The following is a 25,757-nucleotide window of genomic DNA, read 5'->3' as shown; positions in this document are numbered from 1 at the left end:
TATGCATTATCAACGCAACCGTTTTCGGGGAGGGAAAGAGCACGGTTAATTTTCACGACCAGCAAAACAATGCGGGTAAATTACCCGTCTCGCTGGCGCAAAAAAAAGCCACCGTAACGGTGGCCATGAAGTATTAAAACCCAGGTGGTAAATGGAATTTTTCGTTGACGGCTCGATCCGCCTGTACCGTAATATCGATATCGTTCTTAATCACTCCGTTAGATTTCAATGTTTCCGCGATCTCTTTGCCCCGGGTGAGCGGAAAAGGCCAGTTATCAATATCATCACCTTTAGGAACAATCAGCGTCATCGACTTACGTCCGGCCTTATCTGCACTGATAACCTGATCAATCATAAACTGGCTGACGTCTTTAGCTGTCGCGTAAGGCAGATTGCCATTGTGGGATTCACGTAATGATTTGTCCTGATCGGTGGTCTTATTGAGCAGGCATAACAAGATGACAGGAACAATATATTGCAACCCTTTATACACGTTGACTAAATAACCAAAAGCAATACTTGCCGCTACGATCAGGTACATAAAAAGTCCCCATACGGCGGCGGGGCGAAGCGCGTAAAAAGCACCTGCCTTCGCACAAATTAGCAGCAGGGCAACAAGCGTTATGGCGCCACATAGCAAGGCGACAACATAAACATAGCGGCACTCTTGCGCTGAAGGATGTTTCGCCCATTTGGTAAATAACACGATGCCTGTCACTAAACCGGTCAGCACAACGGCGGAAAACGTGGCTTCAACCAGTTTAAACAGCGAGAACAATGAGGTGGCCGCCCCATGAATATCCAGCCCGGATGTGGCCATCATTTCGGCTCTGCCGCCGTTCATTTCATAAATCGCCGACGCCAGCCATGCCACCAGGATCAGCGCATGAAGAGGATAATTACGCACGGAAAGAATAAGATTACCTCTGTTTTTAATGCAGCTAAAAAGCAGCACTACCCCACAGAGAATAGCAAGAAAAATATTGGCGAAAATATTCGAAAAAATACACAGGTAGGCAGCAAATATTACCAGGCTGACATTGGCCGGATTTTCATTTCTGAAATTAGCCAGCGCACTGCCTTTACGTAGTAAATATAACGTTAACGCACCATTGAGTAGTGCCGGCATTATATAATGATAGTAACATGTTAAATTTTGCTCCCACAACAAATAGGGGCTGTTATTATCGCTGAGTTTTCTGAACAGCCCAAACAGACAAAGGAAATAGAAAAACGTCAGCGACAGACTTATGAAGTGGCTGAAGTCCATTTTCTCCCGAAAAAGCGCATACAGATGATACAGAAACATTACTACCAGCGCGGCAATCAGCACGGCGGTAAAAAAGGTAATAGATTCAAGAAACGAGAAACCCAACGGCATCAGCACCGCAGAGGCCATATTACAAAATAAGGGAAAGGCGACCTCCGGAACGACTTTGATTGGATTAAAACTGCGCCATTGCGGATAGGCTTGCCTGCTTAAGGACAAATTATACCATTCATCGCCCGAAATAATGGTCACCGGGTGAACAGTGGTAAAAAAGAGCGCAACGCATATGAAGAGAAATAAAAAAAACAGTCGGGTTATCATCTTTTCGCGTGCTTGTGGAGCTCTGTTCATGTTGTTCCTGTTTGTGTTCTGCCCGGCGGGTCGTTGCCGCGATTTTATTTTTTTTTGCTCTTTAAGATATATCGGGGTCGTTTTTTCACTTCGGTATAAATGCGCCCAATATATTCCCCTAACACACCAATGCCAATTAACTGCACTCCGCCAAGAAACAGAATAGAAACCAGCAGTGAGGGGTACCCCCGAACCGGGTTACCGAAAGCCAGGGTATTGATAATCATCCATGCACCGTACAGAAACGCACACCCCGCAACAAACAGACCAATGTAAGTCCACATACGTAGCGGGAGTGTCGAGAAGCTGGTAATTCCCTCCAGTGCAAGGTTCCAGAGTTTCCAGCCGTTGAACTTGGTATGACCGGCGATGCGTTCCGCGCGAATGTACTCCACCACCTCCGTGTCGCCGCCCCCCCAGGAGAGAATACCTTTCATAAACAGATTGCGTTCCGGCATCTGCTTAATATTTTCAACAACGTCTCGCGACATTAGGCGAAAATCTCCCACATTATCTTCAATACGTGGGCGGCTAATCCGGTTGTGAAGCATATAAAACCATTCGGCGGTTTTGCGTTTCAGCCGCCCGTCAGTCGAACGATCGATGCGTTTTGCCAGCACCATATCGGCCCCCGTCTGCCATTTCTCAATCAGACGGGGGATGACTTCAATAGGATCCTGCAAATCAACATCAATAGGGATGATGGCATCACCGGTGGCATGTTCCAGCCCGGCAAAGAGCGCCGGTTCTTTGCCAAAATTGCGCGTGAATGATTGCGATACGACCAGCGGATCTGCAACAGCAAGTGCATTAATTATTGATTCGGTGGCGTCTTTGCTTCCGTCGTTGATAAAGACGATTTCGATGTCGTGCTGCCTCAGCGGTACATATTCACGCACCTGTTGGTAGAACAGTGGAATCGCTTCTTCTTCATTGTAGACCGGCACGACCAGCGAAATTTTCATTGGTCCTCCCTGAATACAACCACTTTTGAATACACAAACCCACAAATCAGACTAATGGCTGAGAAAGAGACCAGTGTAACGGCTGGCGGAAGGCGCAGACGATCGGCAAGGTAGCCGACGAGTAAGCTTAACGCTCCCATAAATCCGACATACAAAACGTATCTGTGCAAGGTTGTAGACGACTTGAATGTAAACCGGGCATTGGCATAAAAACTAAAACTCACCGCGACGATAAAGCCACACAGATTAGCCACAGCCTGATTGGTATTGAATGCGTAGAGGCACAGTGCAAACACCGCCCAATGGAGAAGCGTGTTTAATACCCCAACAGATGTGTATTTAGTGAATAATTTTAACATTGGTCACTGCTTTAATGAGTTCGCCCGCAGGAAACAGGTGCTTAACAGAAATGAGAAGCGTATGAAAATCCATCATAAAATGTGCAATTTATCATTACGTTGCAAGTTATCTTAGTTGCTTTCATATCATAACACCCCCTCTGTTACCGATCACCTTTCATAATAATGCACGCATGAGCAGGCAGATGGCTGACGCCGGGTTTCAGGTCAGCGACTGCAGGGCAGCAATCAATCCATGTACGCCACGTTCCAGTTTTAGCCGCGGGCATCCGACATTTAACCGCAAAAACCCCCGGCCTTCCGGGCCATACGTGTCGCCGCGCATCATGGCGATCTTCTGTTGCTCAATGAGCGCAACGTGGAGTGCCGTGTCGTCGATCATCAATGGACGCAGATCGATCCATGCCAGATAGGTCGACGCCGGGATTTGCCAGCGCAACGCCGGAAATGCGCCATTCAAGGTACTGGCGACATACGCGAGGTTAGCCCGCAAATAACCACGTAACGCATCCAGCCAGTCCGCCCCCTCACGGTAAGCTGCAATATGGGCGACGATCGAGAGCACCGCAGGTGAAGAGAGGCCATTGCTGTCTTTCAGCGCATTCAACCAGCGCTCGCGGGAGGGCGTGTCGTCAATCAGGCCCCATGCACCGGTCAGCCCTGGAATGTTGAAACTTTTTGATGCCGAAGAGAATAGCGCCCACGGGCCGCGTGCAACCCTGGCCCACGGGATGTGTGGCTGCGTGCTCCAGACCATATCCATATGGATTTCGTCGCTGATCACCTTCACGTTATGGCGCTCGCACAGCGTAGCCATCGTGTGTAACTCCTGCTCCGTCCAGACTTTACCGGTGGGATTGTGCGGACTACACAGCAACAGGATTTTACTCTGTGGGCGCGCAAGCGCTGCTTCAAGACGGGCCATATCGCACTGCCAGCCCGTCTCGTCTGGCGTTAACGGCACCGCCAGTAACTCACGCTGGTTGCTGGCAAGGGTCTTATAAAACGCATCGTAAGCGGGGGTGTGCACCACTACCGCATCGCCGGGATGTGACCACTGGCGAATAAGTTCGGCAATCATCCAGATGACAGAAGGGCCATAAACAAGGGCCTGGGTGTCAATGGCGGTATGAAAACGGCTTGCCAGCCAGTGTTCAATCGCGCCGAGAAAGTCGTCGTTTTTCCAGCGACTGTAACCTAATACACCATGCGCCAGGCGTTGCTGCATAGCGGTGATAACGCAGGGCGCTGTGGCAAAATCCATATCGGAGATGGTAAACGGCAGGAGATCGGCGCGACCAAAACGGTCAGCGACGAAGTCCCACTGTGTACACCAGGTGCCATGGCGATCGATGACTGTCGAAAAATCGAATTTTTTTTCACTCATGCCCGGATTCCCCTCCGGCCGTTGATGCGCGTATCAGCGAGGCCATTTCATCTTTCACCGACTGCACCTGGGGGCCAATCACCACCTGTAAGTTGTGCTGATTAACCTTAATCACGCCAATCGCGCCGTTAGCCTTCAGGGCGTCGGCGCTAACCTGTTCCATCTTATTAACCGACAGCCGTAAACGGGTGATGCAGTTATCCAGCGAGGTGATATTCCCTGCACCGCCGAGTGCCGCCAGCAATGCCGGGGCATTATACCCCGATGCGCCAACATTTCCCGCTATCGCGGGGTCGGCCGCGGCGCTCTCGCGCCCGGGAGTCTGCAGATTAAAGCGGGTAATGGCGAAACGGAACAGGGCGTAGTAAACGGCAAACCACAGTGCCGCGACGACCGGTACCAGGTACCATTTGGTCGACAATCCATGCAATACGCCAAAAACAATAAAGTCGATCACATTGCCGTCGGTATTGCCAATCGTCACGCCGAGCATTGCCATCACGGTGAAACCCAAACCGGTGAGCAGTGCATGGATTAAATAGAGCGCCGGAGCCACAAAAAGAAACAAAAACTCAATAGGTTCTGTGGTGCCGCCGACCACGCATGCGATAACACCTGAAATCATTAACCCTTTAATCTTATGGCGGTTTTCCGGCCTGGCACAGTGATACATCGCCAGCGCCGCACCGGGTAGACCTCCCAGGAAGGCTGGCATTTTGCCTTGCGACAGAAATCGTGTCGCAGTTTCCGAGAAGCCTTCTGTTTCGGGGCAGCTTAACTGAGCCTGGAAAATGGTCAGCGCGCCGTTAACGGTGTGTCCGCACACGTCCATTGTGCCGCCTGCTTCGGTAAAGCGGATTAGCGCCACCAGAATATGCTGCAGGCCGAAGGGGAGCAGCAGGCGTTCGCCGGTGCCAAAGATCATCGGGCCGAGCTCACCGGCGCGATCGATAAGGTGCCCAAGGCCGCTAATACCCAGCGCAAACCATGGCCATACCAGCGGGATCAGCAGACCAATCAGCCCCATCACCACGCTGGTAACGATCGGCACAGAGCGGGTGCCGCCGAAAAAGGCCAGCGCGTCCGGCAGACGTAAAGCGTGAAAACGTTCATGAAGACGCCAGATAATCACGCCGGCAATGACCGCGCCAAGAATACCGGTATCAATCGACGGGATACCCAGCACAGTCTGCACATTGTACGCTTTCAGGATCGCTGCATCGCTGGTGGGCAAAACGCCTTGTGCGGTCAGCCAGAAGTTGACCGCCAGATTCATCACGGCATAGCCAACGAACCCTGAAAACGCGGCGACACCTTTCTCTTCCCGTGCCAGCCCCAGCGGAATGGCAATGCAAAACATCACCGGTAAAAAGCTGAAGGCGAAGGAACCGATTTTGCTCATCCAGATGAAGACTGCCTGCAATATGGGGTGGCCTAGTAACGGCAGCAGGGTGATCACGTCGCGACTGCTTAATGAACTGCCGATGCCGAGCATGATCCCGCAGAACGAGAGCAGCGCCACCGGCAGCATAAATGTTTTTCCAAGCTGCTGAAAAAACGCCCAGAGGGTGATCTTTTGTGCAGTTTTCCCTGTCATAACGCGTCCTCAATTTAAATGTGTAATAAGAGTCAGGACCGCAGAGAGTAAGGATTTTATCGGGTTTTGTTGCGAGGCAACGCACGTAATTAAGCGCACGTCGCTTTTTAAGATTTCAACAAGAGTGCAAAACAAAAAAAGCCCCTCCAAAGAGGGGCTGGATGATTATTGCTGCGGCACGGCAGGTACGGGTGGGGTGTTGCTATCCGGCTGTTGCAGAGACGGCAAACCAAACATACCCACAAACTGCTCCAGCGGCATTTTCTCGCCGTTCAGTGTGACCTGACCGTTGGCATACTGCAGGCTGGTGAGAATGTTGTTATTTTCCAGCGTAGTGATACGGAACATCTGGCCCATTGCCGCCAGGCCTTTCACCTGCTGGTTGGCCAGTTTTGTGGCATCTTCTTGCTGATAACCTTGCAGTTTCGCCACCTGCGTCATAAATTCTGTGGCCATATCTACCGGAATGGTCAGCTTGCTATCGAGTGACTTCACATTCCGGTCGATTTGCTCTGCCAGAGTTTGCGGCGTCCCGGTCGCAGTGGATGGATCTTTCAGGAACAGCGAAAGGTTGAACGTTGTCTCCCCTTTGGCATTTTTCCAGCTCAACGGGGCTACAGTGATCACCGGCTCGCCTTTCAGCAGCACCGGCACGGCATTCAGAAACGCTTCAGTGGCTTTTTGCTGATAAAGTTCCGGGTTTTGCATCACCTCCGGCTGCGCCATTAGCGCGCGGGTCTGCGCATTATATTGCTGGCTGAACTGGTGCCACGCCTGGCCATCAATTTGCCCGACTTTCAGTGTCAGTTTGCCGCTACCCAGATCCTGCCCCTGTACTTTCAGGCTGTTAAGGTCGTAATCCAGCTGGCTGTTAATGGTTTTTTTGTCTGCCGCCACCTCGGATTTGGCGGTGAAATGCATTCCATCCAGCACCGCCATCTCTTTATTCTCAATCGCGATAGTGAGCTTATCCACGCTCAGTTTCTGGCTGCCAACACGCTCTTCGAAACTGGCGACTTCGCTGGTACCGTCGGTTTTCAGGTTATTAAACGACAGCTGGACTTTCTGGCCATATTCGTTCACGGCATCGACAAGGCCGCTTTCAGCTGAACCGCTCAGCCCAATAGCATTGCCGTCTTTGTCCACATTCAGGCGGAACTCGCCGCCGCTGAAGGAGACTTTTTCGCCATCTTTTTCTGAATTCAGCGGGCGCAGGCTGATATCGCTACGGGTGTCGCCGTTATAGCTGATACGCGTATCTGCGATGAATGGAGATTCGCCTTTGGCGATATCGAACAGCGGTTTGGTCACGTCGTTATTGACCAGTTGCGTATGCACCGAGGCCATTGACGGGGTCAGGTTAAACGACTTAACCTGGGTCAGCGGAAAGGGGCCGTGATCGACAACTTCCTGCAACACAATGGACTGACCAGGTTTTAACCAGGTGTTCTCGCTACCTGCAACCGGTTTGATCAGCAAGGTAAACTGGCTGGAAAAGAGGCCGCGATGATAATCCTGCGCGGAAAGTTCGATGTTGGCTTCCGGCGCGTTGTGCTTAATTTGCGCGTTGGCCTCGCTGACCCTCTCAGCAAGACGCCCCTCCAGTTGTTTCCCTGTATACCAGGCGCCTGCGGTCCAGACGACCCCCAGCGCAACAATCACTCCTGCGGCAACCAGCGTTTTTTTCATAGCGTTTATCCATAAAAAATGAAACCAGGCGGTATACGCCGCCTGGACTGTTGAAATAAGTTACCTCAAGCTTAGCAATCCTTGCTAAAAAATACAGTAACTTAGTCTCACTTATTAAACACTCGCGCCAGTCTGCCCGTGCCGCTGGCGGCCACCGGTGACTCGCTGGCGGCAATAAATGCCGATTCGCCAGGTTTGAGCACCAGACGCTGGCTATCTTTACTGAGCACGGCTTCCCCCTCAACGCAAAAGACAATCGCTGCGCTCTGTTGCGCCAGCGCAGTTTCACTCGCCGAAAGGTCATGCAGGGCGAACGCGAAATCATCCACCGGGATAGGGAAATCCAGCTCTGCACCGTTACGTGTCGGCTGGGTCAGCAGTGTGTCAGCCGGTTTAGGGGTAAATTTGACGTTGGCGACCAGCTCTGGAATATCAATGTATTTTGGCGTCAGGCCCGCACGCAGCACGTTATCAGAGTTGGCCATCACTTCCAGCGCCACGCCTTGCAGGTAAGCGTGCGGTGTTTCGGCAAACAGGAACATTGCCTCGCCTGGATTCAGTTTCACTACGTTAAGCAACAGCGGGGAGAAGAGGCCACTGTCATCCGGGTAAAAGGCCGCAATCGTACGGATGGTTTGCCAGGGCTCGCCTTGTTGCTGCTCAAGCACCGATTTCAGTACCGCCAGCGCGCGGGACTTTTCGTCGCCCTGCATATTCAGTAGCGCGGCGAACAGTTCACTCAGGCGCTCTGCGCCAGGAGCCTGTAAAAAATGGGCAATGGCCGGGTGCGCGCCGGCAACCGGCTGCAACAGCGAAACAATGTCGGCATATTCACGAAACGCATTCATCGCCAGGAAGGGAGTCAGGGCGAATACCAGTTCCGGTTTGTGGTTCGGATCCTTGTAATTGCGTTCTGCGGCGTTCAGAGGGATGTCCGCGTCATTCTCTTTGGCGAAGCCAATCTCTGAGTTTTTTTTATTAGGATGCACCTGGATCGACAGCGGCTGATCGGCACACAGAACTTTGAACAGGAACGGCAGCTCACCAAAGCGTTCTGCCACAGCCGCGCCCAGCAAGCTCTGCTTATCCTGGTCGATCACCTCGCGCAGTGCGCGGGTTTCGCCATTGGTATCCTGCACCTTTGAGCTGCTCTTCGGGTGGGCGCCCATCCATAACTCAGCCATCGGCAGGTTATTCGGATTGGCGATCCCATAGAGATCCGTTAACGCAGTTTTACTTCCCCAGGCGTAGTTCTGCACTGAGTTGATGAGTTTTTGCATTATCAAGCCCTTTCAATTGAACACACTATCGCGCCATTAAAGCAATAAAGCGGGGCGATGTAACCAGCGGGGATAAAAAGTCGTATTAGTCTCAGTTTTTGTTAAAAAATTGTGTAGGATAAGTCGACTCGCTTTGATACAGGGCAGAAGGAAGCGCTGCCGGAACAATAACCAGATCGTGCCGTAAGTGAGAGAACAATGTCGAACAAACCCTTTTATTATCAGGATCCTTTCCCGCTAGGAAAGGATGATACCGAGTATTATCTGCTCAGCCGTGACCATGTTTCTGTGGCGGAATTCGACGGACAGGAGATCCTAAAAGTTGATCCGCAGGCGCTGACCTTACTGGCCCAGCATGCTTTTCATGACGCCTCTTTTTTACTGCGCCCGGCGCACCAGCAGCAGGTGGCAGACATTCTGAATGACCCACAAGCCAGCGAAAACGACAAATACGTTGCGCTGCAATTCCTGCGTAACTCTGAAATCGCGGCAAAAGGTATTTTGCCCACCTGCCAGGATACCGGCACAGCCATCATTATGGGCAAGAAAGGGCAACGTGTGTGGACGGGTGGCGGCGATGAAGCAGCGCTGGCGCGTGGCGTCTATAACACCTATATCGAAGACAACCTGCGCTATTCGCAAAACGCCGCGCTGGACATGTATAAAGAGGTCAATACTGGCACCAACCTGCCAGCGCAGATCGACCTCTACAGTGTCGATGGCGAAGAATATAAATTCCTGTGCATCGCTAAAGGCGGCGGTTCCGCCAACAAAACTTACCTGTACCAGGAAACCAAGGCGCTGATCACCCCGGCGAAGCTGAAAAACTATCTTGTCGAGAAGATGCGCACGCTCGGTACCGCAGCCTGCCCGCCGTACCATATTGCGTTTGTCATCGGCGGAACCTCGGCGGAAGCGACGCTGAAAACGGTGAAACTGGCGTCTACCAAATATTACGATGCGCTGCCAACGGAAGGTAATGAACATGGTCAGGCCTTCCGCGATGTGCAACTGGAGCAGGAACTGCTGGTGGAAGCGCAAAACCTTGGCCTGGGCGCGCAGTTTGGCGGTAAATACTTTGCGCATGATATTCGCGTGATCCGCCTGCCGCGCCACGGAGCTTCTTGCCCGGTGGGCATGGGCGTGTCCTGTTCAGCGGATCGCAATATTAAGGCGAAAATCAACCGCGAGGGGATCTGGCTGGAAAAACTGGAGCAGAACCCGGGGAAATACATTCCGCAGGCACTGCGCCAGGCAGGCGAGGGTGAGGCGGTGAAGGTGGATCTTAACCGGCCGATGGCGGATATCCTTGCGCAACTGACGCAATATCCCGTCTCCACGCGTTTGTCGCTGACCGGAACCATTATCGTGGCGCGTGACATTGCCCACGCCAGGCTGAAAGAGCTGATGGATAAGGGCGAACCGCTGCCGCAGTACGTTAAAGATCACCCAATTTACTATGCCGGACCGGCTAAAACGCCTGAAGGCTATGCCTCTGGCTCACTGGGGCCAACGACGGCAGGCCGTATGGACTCCTACGTGGATCAGTTACAGTCGCAGGGCGGCAGTATGATCATGCTGGCAAAAGGCAACCGCAGCCAGCAGGTAACAGACGCCTGTCATAAACATGGCGGTTTCTATCTTGGCAGCATCGGCGGCCCGGCGGCGATCCTGGCGCAAAACAGCATTAAAAGTCTGGAGTGTGTGGCCTACCCGGAACTGGGTATGGAAGCCATCTGGAAAATCGAGGTTGAAGATTTCCCGGCGTTTATCCTGGTGGATGACAAAGGTAACGACTTCTTCCAGCAGATCCAGTCCGGGCAGTGCGCCCGCTGCGTGAAATAACATTACCGCCCTACGGGGCGGTTTTTTAAAGCACGAACCATTAAGCAACATAATAAAAAGCATCAATACTTTTACTTGTTTGCAAGTGAGCAATGTCGGCACTCAACACCACTTTGTACTCAAGGAGAAAGTAATGACAACGCATCGCAGTGAGAAAGATTCAATGGGCGCGATTGACGTCCCGGCAGATAAACTGTGGGGGGCGCAAACCCAACGGTCGCTTGAGCACTTCCGTATTTCAACGGAAAAAATGCCCGTCTCGCTGATCCACGCGCTGGCGCTAACCAAGCGAGCGGCGGCGAAAGTCAATCAGGATCTGGGGCTGCTGCCCGCCGAAAAAGCCAACGCTATTATTGCCGCGGCGGACGAAGTGCTGGATGGAAAACACCCTGACGAGTTTCCGCTGGCTATCTGGCAGACCGGCTCTGGCACCCAGAGCAATATGAATATGAACGAGGTACTGGCGAATCGCGCCAGTGAGATCCTCGGCGGCGTACGCGGAATGGAGCGCAAAATCCATCCGAACGATGACGTTAACAAAAGCCAGAGTTCAAATGATGTGTTTCCGACCGCCATGCATGTTGCTGCGGTGATTGCGGTGCGCGAGCAGTTGCTCCCGCAACTTCAGGTGCTCAAGAATACCCTCAGTGAGAAAGCCAGCGCTTTTGCCGATATCGTCAAAATCGGCCGCACACACCTGCAGGATGCCACGCCGTTGACCCTTGGCCAGGAGATCTCCGGCTGGGTTGCGATGCTGGAGCACAATCTGAAACACATTGAGTTGAATCTGCCGCACCTGGGCGAGCTGGCGCTGGGCGGGACAGCTGTGGGCACCGGGCTAAATACGCATCCGGAATATGCCCGGCGAGTCGCTGAAGAGCTGGCGCACTTCACGGGTCAGCCGTTTATCACCGCACCGAATAAATTTGAAGCGCTGGCGACCTGCGATGCACTGGTGCATATGCACGGTGCGCTGAAAGGTCTGGCATCGTCGCTGATGAAGATCGCCAACGATGTTCGCTGGCTGGCTTCCGGCCCGCGCTGTGGTATCGGCGAAATTGCCATTCCGGAAAACGAACCTGGCAGTTCTATCATGCCGGGTAAAGTTAACCCGACACAGTGTGAGGCGATGACCATGCTCTGTGCTCAGGTGCTGGGCAATGATGTGGCGGTGAACATTGGCGGTGCGTCTGGCAACTTTGAACTCAACGTATTCCGGCCGATGGTGATCCACAATTTCCTGCAATCGGTGCGTTTACTGGCCGACGGTATGGAGAGTTTTAACGAGCATTGTGCCGTCGGCATTGAGCCAAACCGGGAGCGTATCGCGCAGTTGCTTAATGAGTCGCTGATGTTGGTTACCGCGTTGAATACCCATATCGGCTACGATAAAGCGGCGGAAATCGCCAAGAAAGCGCACAAAGACGGCCTGACGCTAAAAGCGTCGGCACTGGCGTTGGGCTATCTGACGGAGGCCGAATTCGACAGCTGGGTTCGCCCGGAATCGATGGTCGGCAGTATGAAACCTGCTTAACCTGCTAAATAGAGGTGCAACCGCGGGATCAACAGCGTCAGCGGTTGTGCCTGCGGTTTATAGCGGTGTTGCACCGCGTCGGCGTTATAATCCAGCAGTTCGCCAATATCCGGCACCGCTGCCCCATTCTCTTCGGCATTCAACACAATCAGGGGGGTCGGGCAGGCGTACTGTACCTGCTTTTGCTCCCCGGCGTACCAGACCCGCGCAATAGGCTGGACTTTTACCGGCCGTTTGATCTTCAGTTTTGCCTGTCGGGGCAACGCGGCAATGTCGTTATATTCCTGCTCGATCTTCACCAGCCACTGTTCGCGCGTCCAGGCGGCGACTGCGCGGGGCGATTTCATGCTCTTTTCCAGCTGTGCCAGCACCTCATCGCGGGTGAGATTTTTAATAATGTGCTTATTCGCCCAGCCAAAACGCAGGGTATCAGGGGAGCGAATGGCGGTAAGCGCCCGGTAAGCATTCAGTGTAATCAAACCGGGTAGATGGCGGTGTACCCACTCGAAACGTGCTGCGGGTGGCAGGCCTGACTCTACAGTAACAATGCGTTCAAAAGCGAGCTTGAGGGCATTAATGGTATCGATGCGCTGTTCCAGTGCCGTGATGGCGGATTGTGCCGCCTGGTAGCAAATTGCGCCCGGTAAACGCACAGCCGCTTTACTGCTGCGGTTTTCTGATTGTTGCTGAATGAACAGATGGGTGTAATGGCGCAGCGCCAGCTCGGCAGCTTCTTTACCAATATGCTGTTTGACCGGGATCACCGACAGCGGCGCGTGCTCTGCGCCTTTGGTGATTTCTGGCAGCGTAAACACGCGACCCGCCATTAAGCGACATTCGCTCAGTTGGGCTTTAAACGCCGCTAACTCCCGTTCCATCTGCCGGAACGTGGTGTTCAGGCGTTCAATCAGGTCTAAAGCAGCCATGCTTACTCCATTAGTTACAACATACTCATAAAGTTATAGCACAGGCGCAGGGGTTGAGCCACTGCGCTGTAGGTGCTTATCAGGGGAGGGTAATGTTGTGGTAGATGGGCCAGTTGAAGGTAAATTGCGCACCGCCAAGCGTTTCGCTCTGCGCACAGATAACTTCACCGCCAAAGGCTTGGGCAATAGAGTGAACAATGGCCAGCCCCAGACCACAACCGCCCGTGGCGCGGTCGCGGCTGGGATCGAGACGTACAAAAGGCTCGAACACCCGCACGCGCTCTTCCGGTGCGATGCCTGGGCCATCGTCTTCAACCATGAGACTGGCCTGTGCCCCTTGTCGTTGCAGCGTCACTTTGATCGTCTGCTGGCTATAACGCAGGGCGTTATTAACCAGATTATCCAGGACGCGCTCCATCAACCGCATATCCAGCGCGCCATAATCGTCACCGGGCGTGCAGGTGAGTTGCAACTGATGTTGTGGATTCATACTACGGGCATCGTCCATATAACTTTGTAGCCAGACCGGCAGGTCCGGGCTGGTCAGTTTCAGTTCGGTTTGTGGACGATCGAGACGGGCATAGGTCAGTAACTCTTCGATCAGGGCTTCCAGTTGCCCGATATCACGGTTCAGTGCCGCATGTTCTGACGCGCTGAGGTTGTCGCTCATTTCAAGACGATAACGCAAGCGCACCAATGGGGTTCGCAGTTCGTGCGCAATACCATCGATAAGCTGCTTCTTGCTGGCGATTAACGCATTGATATTATCGGCCATTTGGTTAAAGGCGATGCCCAGCCGTTCGAAGCTGGAGGCGCTATCAAAGTGAATACGCTCCTCAAGATGACCTTCGCCAAAACGCTGCGCGGCGGACTCAAGCCGCAACATCTCTTGCCAGTGTGGTCGCATCCAGATAAATACCGGAAAGGCGAGGGATATGGCAATAAAAGCCATCAGCGCCATATCCAGCAACCGCATCTCATGCAGGAAAAACAGATATGGCACCGGACCTACGGCCAGAACGTAGTGACTGCGGGGGATCCGCTGGATAAAGGTGTACTCGGCATCCAGCGCCACAATGTCGCCTTCGCGCAGTCGCTGGGCATGCGGCGGGTCGAGAGTAAATTTGCTCATCGGTTCAATGCGCAAATTAAACGACAGATTCAGGTCCAGCTCTTTCAGCGTGCTTGCCCACTGGTGTGGCGGGATCTCGCGCAGCTCGCTGCGCATCAAATACAGCGAGCTTTTCATCAGGTCATCCAGCGTCTGACGGCCCGCCCGCTCAGCGGTGAATTTATATACCAGGCCCACCAGCATGGTCATCACAATAAAGCAAACGAACAGCAGAAGGTAAAACTGGACGAACAGCTTTTTCATAATGTTACCTGGTTAAGCGGCCTTAGTTATCCCACGCATGCGGGGCGAACAGATAACCTTTGTTGCGCACGGTTTTGATTCGGTAAGGCTCGGTGGCGCTGTCGAGCAGTTTTTTACGCAGGCGGGAAATCGCCACATCGACGCTGCGATCCAGTCCATCGTAGGTGACGCCGCGCAGATTCTTTAACAGTGCATCCCGATCCATAATTTGACCGGCATGGGTTGCAAGTTCCCACAGGAGATCGAAATCCGCCGTCGAGAGCGCCACTTCTTCGCCGCTCAGCAACACCTGGCGGTTCACCGGATCGATGGAAAGAGTACCAAAACGAATAATATTGTGCTGTCTCAGCGGCGCAGCAGCGGGTTCTGCCGGCGTGCTGGTGCGCTGACGTAAATGGAGGCGCAATCGCGCCAGCAATACGGCTGGCGGGGTGGTCTTCAGAATATAGTCATTGGCCCCCATCTCCAGCGACAAGATATGATTCATATCGCTGTCGAGCGAGGTGAGTAGGACAATCGGGCCGTTCCACTGTTTACGCAAGTCGCGGCACAGTGTCATCCCATCTTTGCCTGGCAGCATAATGTCCAGCAATACCAGTTCAGGATTCTCCCTGGCGATCACCTCTTCCGCGCGGTCGCCACGGGGTTCAACAATGACATCCATATCGTGTTTACCCAGATAGGCTGCAATCAGGGCGCCTACTTCCGGATCATCTTCTACAAATACGATTTTATTCATATGCCATCGGGATAGGTCAAAAACGTCAACATACACCGCCTTGCTGCAAGCTGCCATTAATCTTTTCTAAACAAGAGGCGTTCCGCTATGCTGTAGGTCTTTGTTGTTCAAGTATTATAGGTAAAATTATGGGACTGTTTATCAAAGCCGCGATCGGTGCGCTGGTGGTGGTACTGATTGGGCTGCTGGCGAAGACAAAAAATTACTATATTGCCGGGTTAATTCCGCTGTTTCCCACCTTTGCCTTGATAGCCCATTACATTGTGGCGACCGAAAGAGGGATTGAGGCGTTGCGTACTACCATTGTGTTCGGCATGTGGGCGATCATCCCCTATTTTATCTATCTTTTGTCGCTGTGGTACTTCACGGGGTTTTTGCGGGTGTGGCCGGCGCTGGGCTGTGCGGTGCTCTGCTGGAGCCTCAGCGCCTGGCTGTTAATCTACTGCTGGAGCCGTCTGCACTGATCTTATTTCACTAACATCCACGTCGCGGGAACTGCGGCAATAAGTAGCAGCATAATCAGTAACTTTTCCCGGCGTTTGAGCAGTTCTGGCATCTCATGTGTGCGACGCGCATACATAAATACCAGTAACCCCGGGGCATATAGCACCACTGACAGCAGCAAATGCATTGGGCCAGAAGCGTAAAGCAGCCATAAACCATACAGGCAGGCACCCACGGCCACGGCCTGATGCAACGGGCGCTGGGCGATTTTCAACAAATAAGCGCCGACCAGGAAATAGGGGACGAGGATCATCTCCGAAGCGATGGTCAGCAGGGTGTTGTAGTCCGATCCCGTCAGCCAGATTAACACCAGCGAAACCTGCACGCTGATGTTGGTCAGCCATAATGAAGCGGATGGCGCGTTATTTTTATTCTGCCGGGCGAAAATGCGTGGGAACGCTTTATGGGTTGCTGCCAGCAGAGGCACTTCTGCTGCCATGATGGTCCAGCTCAGGTACGCACCGCACACGGATACAATCAGACCGGCTGCGATAATCACTTCCCCCCAATTGCCCATCAATTTGACCAGCAGGCCCGCCATCGACGGGTTACGCATGCCCGCCAGTTCCGCCCGTGGGACGACGCCGATCGACAATAGCGTAACCAGCAGGTAAACCGTTAGCGCGGCCAGTACCGCCAGCATGGTTGCGCGACCCACATCGCGTTTGTTGCGCGCGCGCGCAGAAACGACTACCGCGCCTTCGACACCGATAAACACCCACAGAGTAATCAGCATCGTGTTTTTTACTTGCTCCCACACCGGAACGCCCAACGAAACACCGCTAAAATCGACATTGAATTTGTCGATATTGAACGCCAGCGCGGCCAGTACTACAAACAGACCCAGTGGCACCAGTTTTGCCAGCGTTGCAGCAAGGTTAATGCTCGCGGCCGTTTGAACCCCGCGCAGCACCAGCGCGTGAACGATCCACAGGAGCGCTGAGGCCCCGACAATGGATTGCCAGGTATTACCATCACCAAACAGGCGTAATTGCGGGGTGTCAGTGAAAAAGCTCAGTGCGGAAAAGACAATCACCAGGTAGGAGACGTTGGCGATCACGGCACATAGCCAGTAACCCCAGGCGGAACAGAAGCCGACCAGTTCGCCAAAACCGGCGCGGGCATAGGTGAAGATTCCGCCGTCCAGATCCGGGCGAATACGGGTGAGGATCAGCATGGCGAACGCCAGCAGTAAAATCCCTGCGCCGGTGATCGCCCAGCCAATGATCAATGCCGCAGGGCTGGCGACTTCCGCCATGTTTTGCGGCAGGCTGAAGACGCCAGCGCCGAGCATTGAACTCAAAACGAGAGCCGTTAACGCGCTAAGGCCGAGTTTCTTTTCCATTGTTATCCTGTCAAAAATGCAACAAATCCAGAATAATTATTTTGCCGGGGCGCATAAATATGGTGGATATCACTAAGGCGCGGGATTTTACGGAGAGTCGCTAAGGCATGCAATGAGGGCGACGACAATTTTGTTAAAAAGCAGAAAAAAGATCAAAAAAAGGCGGCCGTAGCCGCCTGATTCATCCGTGCAGATTATTTATAGAGATCGGCACTGATGGTCATATTGTTGCCGCGCTCTGACCACTGACGCGTAATGTGATAGTACTTGGCGCCTTTTTTAGCGGCGCGTTTGGCAACCTGGTAGGAGACTTCCGTCATGCTGCTGTAGTTACCAGTGAACTTGATGCTGTCGAACGGCACCATCTGTGCAGCGGTGATTTTATTCAGCTCTTCAATTTTTGTGCCGTCAGGCAGCGTGACAGAATAACGACCGCCGGAGGTCGATTGCGTTTCGAAGAAACGGCCTACGCCCAGGCCTGGTGTGGCATCGCTGGCGACGCCCGGGATTTCAACTTTTTTTGCTTCTTCCCCGCCTTTCGCCAGTGCAGCACGGCCCGCGTCGGAATCACGCGGAATGGCATCGGCGCTCTGGATCACACGTTTTTTCGCATCTGCTTTATAAATGAATGCGGTGATCATCTGGTTGCCGCCCTGGTTGGTGTCGAACTGGCGCACGATATAGAACGAGGCCGCGCCTTTCGCTTGTGCCGCTTTGGTGATGGCATCGTTTACTTCGGGCTGGGAACGGTAGAAACCCTGCACGGTGACGGTATCGTAAGGTTGCAATTCAATGGCTTTGTCTTTTGGTAATTCGGTGATGCCATTGATAACGCGATATTGCGGTGCATCCGCCTTGGTGGCGTTCGCTTTGTAGAGATCGGCGACGACACGCTGGTTGCCGCTGTTACCGGCATCGGAAGAGTCAACAACGTAGAACGATGCTGCGCCTTCTTGATCTGCGCGCTTGGAGATGGCAGCCACGGCATCGCCAATGGCATTAAAACGGCCAATAACCACGACGCGATCGTAGGGTTTCAACGCTGCCGCTTGCTCCGGGGTTAACTCTGTCGCTGCGTTGGCTGACAGCGCTGTCGCAGAGAGGAGTGCTGACGCCAGGAGGGTGTTCTTAAGCTTCATAAAAATAGTCCTTCGCCTTGCGCAAACCATAAACTGGTGTTGTTGTTGAGAAAACGCCGACGATTATTGCATTTAAACAGCGCAACTGTCTGCGTCATTTTTCACTGAGTGTGCTATGGGCGGGTAATAACGATAACTTTAAGTGATATGTTGATAAAAAAGCCGCTTGACCGGCAAAAGCGATAAAGCATATGACTTTTTAAAGTTAATACATTGTTAAAAAGCAATTCCTGCTGGAGATTAATCGTGTTTTGTCGCTTCGCTTGAGCGGAATATCGGCCTGTTATAAAGAATTAAAGGCAAATAACCTTGCCAGCCCCTACCTGAACTTACTTTTCGCGGATAAAAGCATAAATTCTTTTTTCCGGCTGTGGATCACAGGCGTCATTTTCAGTAGGTTATAGAAAGTTTGTTACTGTTTTATTTTCCGGGACACATTCCGCAATACTGGTGTACAGGTGCGACGTTGTTCCGGTGAGGACTGACAAACCATCATCTAAAACCGATGGAAGGGAAAACTATGCGTATTGGTGTACCTAAAGAACGGTTGGCCAATGAAACCCGCGTTGCCGCGACGCCGAAAACGGTCGAGCAATTGCTTAAATTGGGTTTCACTGTCGCAGTAGAAAGCGGCGCTGGCAAACTGGCAAGTTTCGATGACGATGCGTTCACCCAGTCCGGGGCGACGATTGTAGACGGCAGCAATGTCTGGCATTCAGACGTTATCCTAAAAGTTAACGCGCCCGACGAAGATGAGATCGCACTGCTTAACCCCGGCACAACGCTGATTAGCTTTATCTGGCCTGCGCAGAACCCGGCGTTGATGGAGAAGCTGGCTGCGCGTAACGTAACCGTGATGGCAATGGACTCTGTGCCGCGTATCTCCCGCGCGCAGGCGCTGGATGCCCTCAGCTCAATGGCTAACATTGCGGGCTATCGCGCCATTGTTGAAGCTGCGCATGAGTTTGGTCGTTTCTTTACCGGGCAGATCACTGCCGCCGGGAAAGTACCTCCGGCGAAAGTAATGGTGATCGGCGCGGGCGTAGCAGGTCTTGCCGCGATCGGTGCCGCCAATAGCCTTGGCGCCATTGTACGTGCTTTTGATACTCGTCCTGAGGTTAAAGAGCAGGTGCAAAGTATGGGGGCGGAATTCCTCGAGCTGGATTTTGAGGAAGAGGCGGGCAGCGGCGATGGTTACGCGAAAGTGATGTCTGAAGCCTTTATCAAAGCGGAAATGGAACTGTTTGCCGCGCAGGCGAAAGATGTCGACATCATTGTGACGACTGCGCTTATTCCGGGGAAACCGGCACCGAAGCTGATCACTCGCGAAATGGTCGATTCCATGAAACCCGGTAGCGTGATTGTCGATCTGGCTGCGCAAAACGGCGGTAACTGTGAATACACAGTACCGAATGAGATCAGCACCACGGCTAATGGCGTCAAAATTATTGGCTATACCGATCTGCCGGGACGCCTGCCGACCCAATCCTCACAGCTATATGGCACCAACCTGGTTAACCTGCTGAAACTGCTCTGCATTGAAAAAGATGGCAACGTAGTGGTCAACTTTGACGACGTAGTTGTGCGCGGCGTGACCGTGGTGCGTGATGGTGAAGTCACCTGGCCGGCACCGCCGATTCAGGTTTCTGCCCAACCGCAGGCTGCGCCGAAAGCGGCGGCTGCGCCAAAAGAAGAAGCCAAACCGGTTTCGCCGTGGCGCAAATATGCGCTGATGGCGCTGGCGATAATTCTGTTTGGCTGGCTGGCGGATGTCGCGCCAAAAGAGTTCCTCGGTCACTTTACTGTTTTCGCACTCGCCTGTGTTGTCGGGTATTACGTGGTATGGAATGTCTCCCATGCGCTGCATACGCCGTTGATGTCAGTCACCAACGCCATTTCCGGCATTATTGTGGTTGGCGCGCTGCTGCAGATAGGCCATGGCGGCTGGGTCAGCTTCTTAAGCTTTATTGCGGTGCTGATCGCCAGCATTAATATTTTTGGTGGTTTCACCGTCACTCAGCGCATGCTGAAAATGTTCCGGAAGAACTAAGGGGTAACAGATGTCTGGAGGATTAGTTACAGCTGCATACATTGTTGCCGCGATCCTGTTTATTTTCAGCCTGGCGGGGCTTTCAAAGCACGAAACCTCCCAGCAGGGTAATAACTTTGGTATCGCCGGTATGGCGATTGCGCTGGTGGCGACCATTTTTGGCCCGGATACCGGCAACGTTGCGTGGATTCTGGTGGCGATGATCATCGGCGGTGCGATCGGTATTCGTCTGGCGAAAAAAGTCGAAATGACCGAAATGCCGGAGCTGGTGGCGGTACTGCATAGCTTTGTTGGCCTGGCGGCGGTACTGGTAGGTTTCAACAGCTATCTGGATCACGAGGCAGGTCTCGCGCCGGTTCTGGAGAACATTCACCTGACGGAAGTGTTCCTCGGGATCTTTATTGGTGCGGTCACCTTTACCGGGTCGATTGTAGCGTTTGGCAAACTGCGCGGGAAAATTTCATCCAAACCGCTGATGCTGCCCCATCGTCACAAGCTGAATCTGGCAGCGCTGGTCGTCTCTTTCGCGCTGTTGTTGGCTTTTGTCCGTACCGAACATGTCGGTGTACAGGTGCTGGCGCTGTTGCTGATGACCATTATCGCGCTGGTGTTCGGCTGGCACCTGGTGGCGTCGATCGGCGGGGCGGATATGCCTGTTGTCGTCTCGATGCTGAACTCCTATTCCGGTTGGGCAGCCGCCGCGGCGGGCTTTATGCTCAGCAACGATCTGTTGATCGTTACCGGGGCGCTGGTGGGTTCTTCCGGTGCAATTCTCTCTTACATTATGTGTAAGGCGATGAACCGCTCCTTTATCAGCGTGATTGCCGGTGGTTTTGGTACCGATGGTTCCTCTTCCGGCAGCGATGACGAAGTAGGCGAACACCGTGAAATTAACGCCGAAGAGACCGCTGAAATGCTGAAAAATTCGCATTCGGTGATCATCACCCCAGGTTACGGCATGGCAGTGGCGCAGGCGCAGTATCCGGTGGCGGAAATCACTGAAAAACTGCGTGCGCGCGGCGTGAAAGTGCGTTTCGGCATTCACCCGGTCGCCGGGCGTCTGCCTGGGCATATGAACGTGTTGCTGGCCGAAGCGAAAGTGCCGTATGACATCGTGCTGGAAATGGACGAAATCAATGATGATTTTGCCGACACCGACACCGTGCTGGTCATTGGTGCGAACGATACGGTTAACCCGGCCGCGCAGGACGATCCGAAAAGCCCGATTGCCGGTATGCCTGTACTGGAAGTGTGGAAAGCGCAGAACGTTATCGTTTTCAAACGTTCTATGAACACCGGTTACGCCGGGGTGCAGAACCCGCTATTCTTCAAAGAGAACACGCAGATGCTGTTTGGCGATGCCAAAGCCAGCGTCGATGCCATCCTCAAAGCGCTGTAACTACCACAGCCGACCCTACCGCTCTCCGGAGCGGTATTTTTTTGCCCGCCGTTGACCAAACCGTTGTGTCTATACTTGTTGCTCCATGTTTTAAAAGCGGAGGAAGGATGACGTTTTTGCCACGGTTCGACTTTATCTCACTACTGATGTTGCCCTCATTCTGGATTGGGCTGGGGACAGTAGTGATAGTGACGCTGATTGTCTACTGGCTGTTTAAGCGTTTACTGTCGATGTTGACGAAAGGCGCGCAAAGCTGGGGAGAACGGCATCGCGGCGTGGGTAAAATGCAACATGTGCTGGTGGATATGCTCAGCCGCACCAGTAAGTTTCTGCTCTTCATTGCCGCTTTACTGTTTAGTTTGCGCTTTGTCGAGCTCCCCGATCGTCTGTTCAGTACGCTCGGTCACGCCTGGTTTCTGGTATTAGCGATCCAGATGGCGCTGTGGCTGGATCAGGGGGTGGTGTCATGGATGCGTCATTTGATGTATACGCCCGGGGCCAGCAGAAACCCGGTAACGATGGTGATCGCCGGACTGCTGCTGCGCATGATGCTCTGGACGGTGATGCTGTTGTCGATCCTCGCCAATGCTGGCGTTAATATCACCGCGCTGGTCGCCAGCCTTGGCGTGGGCGGTATTGCTATTGCACTGGCAGTGCAAACCATCCTGAGCGACGTCTTCGCTTCGTTGTCGATTGGCTTTGATAAGCCCTTTGAAATCGGCGATTTTGTGGTCTTTAACGACGTCGCCGGTACCATTGAGCATATCGGGCTGAAAACTACCCGTATTCGTAGCCTCAGCGGCGAACAGATCGTCTGCGGTAACGCTATCCTGCTACAACAAACCCTGCATAACTACAAACGTATGCAAACCCGACGCATTGTTTTTACTTTTGGTCTGGCGTTAAACACGCCGCCGGAGAAACTGCGCCAGGTGGGGGAGATGATCCGCACCATTATTACTGAGGTGGGCGATACGCGTTTCGACCGCGCGCACTTTCAGGGGTTTGGTACAGATCGGTTGAATTTTGAAGTGGTGCATATTGTCAGTACCGCGGATTACAACAAATACATGGATATTCAGCAGGAGATTAATATCCGGATCATGGAAGGCCTGGCGGAGCAGGGGATCGAACTGGCGCTGCCAGGTGTCGTTATTCAGGGCGGGCTGGCGATTACCGGAGATGAAAAAGTCGCTGAAGCATGAAAAAAGAAACCCGCCGGATGGCGGGTTTTGCATTTTAGTCGTCTTCGTCGTCATCCAGTTCGACAGGTGACTGATAATCATCGGGTTTGATCACCAGCAAATCGCAACGTAAATGATCGATCACCTGTTCGGCGGTATTGCCAAGAAACGCAGCGGAAATACCGGTACGCCCGACGGTGCCAAGCACCACAATCCCGGCCTGCAGGTGTTCAGCCAGATCCGGGATCACTTCTTCCGGCAACCCTTTCTCTACATGGGTGTGTTTTTCATCAATGCTGAACTTCTGGCGCAGCGCTTTCATTGCCAGCAGGTGCTGACCCCGAATGGCATCGTTGTAGACGCTGGGGTCGAATTCAGGCAGCTCGATGGCGATATTGATAGGCGTAACCGGGTAAGCGCCCACCAGATGGACTTCCGTATGGTTAACCTGTTCGGCCAGTTGCAGTGTCTCTTTGACCAGTTTTTCGTTCAGCGAATTGTGGTAAAGCTCTTCGCTGGCGAGGTTAACCGCCACCACGGCTTTGCCGCCTTCCGGCCAGGGCTGGTCTTTGACCATCCACACCGGGCACGGACATTTACGCAGCAAATGCCAGTCGGTAGGGGTAAAAATGACCGACTCCAGTTTGTCGTGCTGGTGGGTCATCTTCAGCAGCAGATCATGGCCGCCCGCCAGGACTTCCTGAATGATGGCTTCGAAGGGACGGTTGTGCCAGACCACTTTGATATCGATGGGGACGCCCGCATCAATGTAATATTTTGCCTGCTCGCGGATCCACGCGGTTCGCTGGCTAATGACGCCCTGACGCATCGCAGTGCGCTCATCCGGGGACAGAAGGGTGGTCATCTCATACGAGAAATCATAGATCGGTAGAAAGGCTTTGATTCGGCCACCAATCCGTTGATGCAAATACACAGCACGCCGTAGCGCTGGCTGATCGTCCTGATTAGGATCGATGGCGACCAGCATATTCTGATACTTAGCCATACAGGGTCTCCTTACATCTGTCACCACAGTCTGTAACGTAAAAGATAACCCATAAGTGCTGAATGAAACAGGGAAAACCTTCCGCCAGATCAATAAATACAAAAAATTTAATGACCCGGCGAAGGGGAGTCAGGCGGGGATGAAACTCAGGCGACGTTACGTGAATGGCCGGCCAGTTGCGCCAGCGTCTCGCTGTTTTCGATGGTGATATATTTCCCTTTTACCGCCAGCATGCCGCTCTTCTGGAAACGCCCCAGCAGACGGCTAATGGTTTCAACCGTCAGGCCAAGATAGTTACCGATGTCGCCACGGGTCATGGTCAGACGGAACTCACGCGGAGAGAAACCACGCTGCGCGAACCGGCGGGATAAATTGTAGATAAACGCCGCCAGACGCTCTTCCGCATTTTTCTTCGACAACAGCAGGATCATATCCTGATCGCCTTTGATCTCGCCGCTCATCAGACGCATCATCTGCTGACGCAGATTGGGCATTTTGCCAGAGAGATCGTCCAGTGTCTCAAACGGAATTTCACATACCATTGACGTTTCCAGCGCCTGAGCGAAGCTCGGGTGATGACCCGTGCCAATAGCGTCGAAGCCGACTAAATCACCTGCCAGATGGAAACCGGTGATCTGCTCGTCGCCCTGCTCGGTGATGGTGTAACTTTTGATGGTACCCGAGCGAATGGCGTACAGGGATTTCAGCTCATCCCCTGCTTTAAACAGCGTCTGACCTTTCTGGATGGGCTTCTTACGCTCAATGATGTTATCAAGCTGATCCAGCTCGTGTTCATTGAGGGTAAACGGGATGCAAAGCTGGCTGATACTGCAATCCTGACAATGGATTGCACATCCACCAGACTGTATGCGTCGTATAATTCGCTTTTCCGGGATCATAGGTCTGCTCAACGCCGTAATTGATATTGGTCAATTTTAACATCTTTTTATTGAGCACGTAAGCCTGGCAAAACGTCAATTCACGAATATTGAAACAGGTGGGGCGAGCAGCAAGAGATGACTTCGCATCATCTCTTTGAAATTCCATCACTTCGCTAAGGTTTTCCTTCACGAGTGCGGAGAAAAGGGCACTAAATATGCGTTTTTTCTCACAATAACAAATAGCCTTCATGCCGCAACAACCACTCTTTACGCTGCATGCCGCCGGCATAGCCTGTCAACGTACCATTGCGGCCAATAACGCGGTGGCAGGGCACAACAATACTGACCGGATTTGCGCCGTTGGCGGCACCCACGGCCCGCGCCGCGCCGGCACGCCCAAGAATAGTCGCCAGTTGACCATAATGCATAACCTGGCCGCAGGGGATGGTACGCAGCATCTGCCAGACTTCACGCTGAAAAGGTGTGCCAGCCGTTGCGGTAGGCAAGGTATCAATAATAGCGAGATCGCCAGCAAAATAGTCGCGCAGTTTCTGGCTTAAGCCGCCGGGGTTGCTCGACGGGACGCGCTGATATCCTCCGCTGCGGTAATGAATGTTCAGCAATTCAACCATCCGATCGCTGTGCTCTTCCCACTCGACCGCACGCAAACGAAAGTTCTCATCGCACAACACCCACAACGGGCCCACCGGGGTAGCGATTTTATCTTCGAGCAACGTCAGCATCAGGCATCCTTTTCAACGAAAAACGATCGACAATCTACCATGACGGTTGGGGGCTCGCCATACCCCGAAAGGGCGTGCTTTAACAAGACAATAAGAACCTTGCTGCAATAATAATCCGCAGAATGGCATGATCGAATAGATGATATATTGGGTTATTTTCAGCAAAGAAAAAAATAGAGCCTGCCGACA

The 25,757-nt window shown here is 53.0% G+C and carries 21 protein-coding genes; 6 read left to right on the top strand and 15 right to left on the bottom strand.

The features are described from left to right. Window positions 1–133: 133 nt before the first annotated feature. The 7 genes from ACUY4S_RS13205 to manA all read right to left on the bottom strand — a co-directional run bounded on the left by ACUY4S_RS13205 (window position 134) and on the right by manA (window position 8,898). The gene (locus ACUY4S_RS13205; protein WP_458022414.1) at window positions 134–1,621 is read right to left on the bottom strand and encodes a hypothetical protein; all 1,488 of its coding nucleotides are present in this window, start codon (window positions 1,619–1,621) and stop codon (window positions 134–136) included. 44 nt (window positions 1,622–1,665) lie between these two features. After that, window positions 1,666–2,586, bottom strand: a complete 921-nt coding sequence (locus ACUY4S_RS13200; protein ID WP_458022413.1) for a glycosyltransferase family 2 protein — start codon at window positions 2,584–2,586, stop codon at window positions 1,666–1,668. Beyond that, entirely contained in the window at window positions 2,583–2,945 is a 363-nt protein-coding gene (locus ACUY4S_RS13195; RefSeq protein ID WP_458022412.1) for a GtrA family protein, read from the bottom strand. Before ACUY4S_RS13195 ends, ACUY4S_RS13200 begins: the two co-directional genes overlap by 4 nt. Window positions 2,946–3,147: 202 nt before the next feature. Beyond that, window positions 3,148–4,332: a MalY/PatB family protein gene (locus tag ACUY4S_RS13190; RefSeq protein ID WP_312686077.1), complete on the bottom strand. Its 1,185-nt coding sequence runs from the start codon at window positions 4,330–4,332 to the stop codon at window positions 3,148–3,150. Next, complete coding sequence (gene malX, locus ACUY4S_RS13185; protein ID WP_458022411.1) at window positions 4,325–5,929, bottom strand: maltose/glucose-specific PTS transporter subunit IIBC; 1,605 nt, start codon at window positions 5,927–5,929, stop codon at window positions 4,325–4,327. The genes ACUY4S_RS13190 and malX overlap by 8 nt, the downstream gene beginning before the upstream one ends. Window positions 5,930–6,094: 165 nt before the next feature. After that, window positions 6,095–7,618 (bottom strand): YdgA family protein, encoded by a 1,524-nt coding sequence (locus ACUY4S_RS13180; RefSeq protein WP_458022410.1) that lies wholly within the window; start codon window positions 7,616–7,618, stop codon window positions 6,095–6,097. A gap of 107 nt (window positions 7,619–7,725) precedes the next feature. Further along, window positions 7,726–8,898: a mannose-6-phosphate isomerase gene (gene manA, locus ACUY4S_RS13175; protein WP_312686083.1), complete on the bottom strand. Its 1,173-nt coding sequence runs from the start codon at window positions 8,896–8,898 to the stop codon at window positions 7,726–7,728. A gap of 198 nt (window positions 8,899–9,096) precedes the next feature. Between manA and fumA the strand changes: the two genes are divergently transcribed. Further along, window positions 9,097–10,743 (top strand): class I fumarate hydratase FumA, encoded by a 1,647-nt coding sequence (fumA, locus tag ACUY4S_RS13170; RefSeq protein ID WP_312686085.1) that lies wholly within the window; start codon window positions 9,097–9,099, stop codon window positions 10,741–10,743. Between the two features lie 133 nt (window positions 10,744–10,876). After that, entirely contained in the window at window positions 10,877–12,277 is a 1,401-nt protein-coding gene (gene fumC, locus ACUY4S_RS13165) for a class II fumarate hydratase (RefSeq protein WP_312686087.1), read from the top strand. Here the strand turns inward: fumC and tus are convergent. From tus to rstA, 3 genes are all read right to left on the bottom strand, one after another. Further along, window positions 12,274–13,203, bottom strand: a complete 930-nt coding sequence (gene tus, locus ACUY4S_RS13160; RefSeq protein WP_312686089.1) for a DNA replication terminus site-binding protein — start codon at window positions 13,201–13,203, stop codon at window positions 12,274–12,276. The two genes, fumC and tus, sit on opposite strands and share 4 nt — an antisense overlap. 79 nt (window positions 13,204–13,282) lie before the next feature. Then, complete coding sequence (gene rstB, locus ACUY4S_RS13155) at window positions 13,283–14,578, bottom strand: two-component system sensor histidine kinase RstB (protein WP_458022409.1); 1,296 nt, start codon at window positions 14,576–14,578, stop codon at window positions 13,283–13,285. Window positions 14,579–14,600: 22 nt separating this feature from the next. Beyond that, window positions 14,601–15,317: a two-component system response regulator RstA gene (rstA, locus tag ACUY4S_RS13150; protein WP_458022408.1), complete on the bottom strand. Its 717-nt coding sequence runs from the start codon at window positions 15,315–15,317 to the stop codon at window positions 14,601–14,603. Between the two features lie 128 nt (window positions 15,318–15,445). Here rstA and ACUY4S_RS13145 point away from each other — a divergent pair, with 128 nt between their 5' ends. Next, window positions 15,446–15,781: a GlpM family protein gene (locus tag ACUY4S_RS13145; protein WP_312686095.1), complete on the top strand. Its 336-nt coding sequence runs from the start codon at window positions 15,446–15,448 to the stop codon at window positions 15,779–15,781. A 2-nt stretch (window positions 15,782–15,783) separates the two neighbouring features. Here the strand turns inward: ACUY4S_RS13145 and ACUY4S_RS13140 are convergent, their stop codons facing one another. Beyond that, window positions 15,784–17,166, bottom strand: a complete 1,383-nt coding sequence (locus ACUY4S_RS13140) for an amino acid permease (protein WP_312686097.1) — start codon at window positions 17,164–17,166, stop codon at window positions 15,784–15,786. Between the two features lie 194 nt (window positions 17,167–17,360). After that, window positions 17,361–18,305: a DUF1471 family protein YdgH gene (gene ydgH, locus ACUY4S_RS13135; protein ID WP_312686099.1), complete on the bottom strand. Its 945-nt coding sequence runs from the start codon at window positions 18,303–18,305 to the stop codon at window positions 17,361–17,363. Between the two features lie 520 nt (window positions 18,306–18,825). On the opposite strand from ydgH, the gene pntA reads away from it, so the two are divergent. The 3 genes from pntA to ACUY4S_RS13120 all read left to right on the top strand — a co-directional run bounded on the left by pntA (window position 18,826) and on the right by ACUY4S_RS13120 (window position 22,959). Then, a complete protein-coding gene (gene pntA / locus ACUY4S_RS13130; RefSeq protein ID WP_312686101.1) occupies window positions 18,826–20,355 on the top strand; it encodes a Re/Si-specific NAD(P)(+) transhydrogenase subunit alpha in 1,530 nt (509 codons plus the stop codon). 10 nt (window positions 20,356–20,365) lie between these two features. Continuing rightward, a complete protein-coding gene (pntB, locus tag ACUY4S_RS13125; RefSeq protein ID WP_312686103.1) occupies window positions 20,366–21,754 on the top strand; it encodes a Re/Si-specific NAD(P)(+) transhydrogenase subunit beta in 1,389 nt (462 codons plus the stop codon). Between the two features lie 107 nt (window positions 21,755–21,861). Further along, window positions 21,862–22,959 carry a mechanosensitive ion channel family protein gene (locus tag ACUY4S_RS13120; RefSeq protein WP_312686104.1) on the top strand — a complete coding sequence of 366 codons (1,098 nt, stop codon included), beginning with the start codon at window positions 21,862–21,864 and terminating at the stop codon, window positions 22,957–22,959. Between the two features lie 34 nt (window positions 22,960–22,993). Here ACUY4S_RS13120 and uspE read toward each other — a convergent pair whose 3' ends face one another. The 3 genes from uspE to ogt all read right to left on the bottom strand — a co-directional run bounded on the left by uspE (window position 22,994) and on the right by ogt (window position 25,568). Beyond that, the gene (uspE, locus tag ACUY4S_RS13115; RefSeq protein WP_312686105.1) at window positions 22,994–23,944 is read right to left on the bottom strand and encodes a universal stress protein UspE; all 951 of its coding nucleotides are present in this window, start codon (window positions 23,942–23,944) and stop codon (window positions 22,994–22,996) included. Window positions 23,945–24,090: 146 nt separating this feature from the next. Further along, window positions 24,091–24,843, bottom strand: coding sequence for a fumarate/nitrate reduction transcriptional regulator Fnr (gene fnr / locus ACUY4S_RS13110; protein ID WP_312686107.1), 753 nt, complete (start codon window positions 24,841–24,843; stop codon window positions 24,091–24,093). Window positions 24,844–25,052: 209 nt separating this feature from the next. Continuing rightward, on the bottom strand, window positions 25,053–25,568 hold the full coding sequence (gene ogt / locus ACUY4S_RS13105; RefSeq protein ID WP_458022407.1) for a methylated-DNA--[protein]-cysteine S-methyltransferase: 516 nt from the start codon (window positions 25,566–25,568) through the stop codon (window positions 25,053–25,055). Window positions 25,569–25,757 lie beyond the last annotated feature (189 nt).

This window comes from Kosakonia beeri, assembly GCF_054165705.1.
Note: the sequence above shows the minus strand (reverse complement) of the source record. Positions and strands in the feature narration are given on the sequence as shown.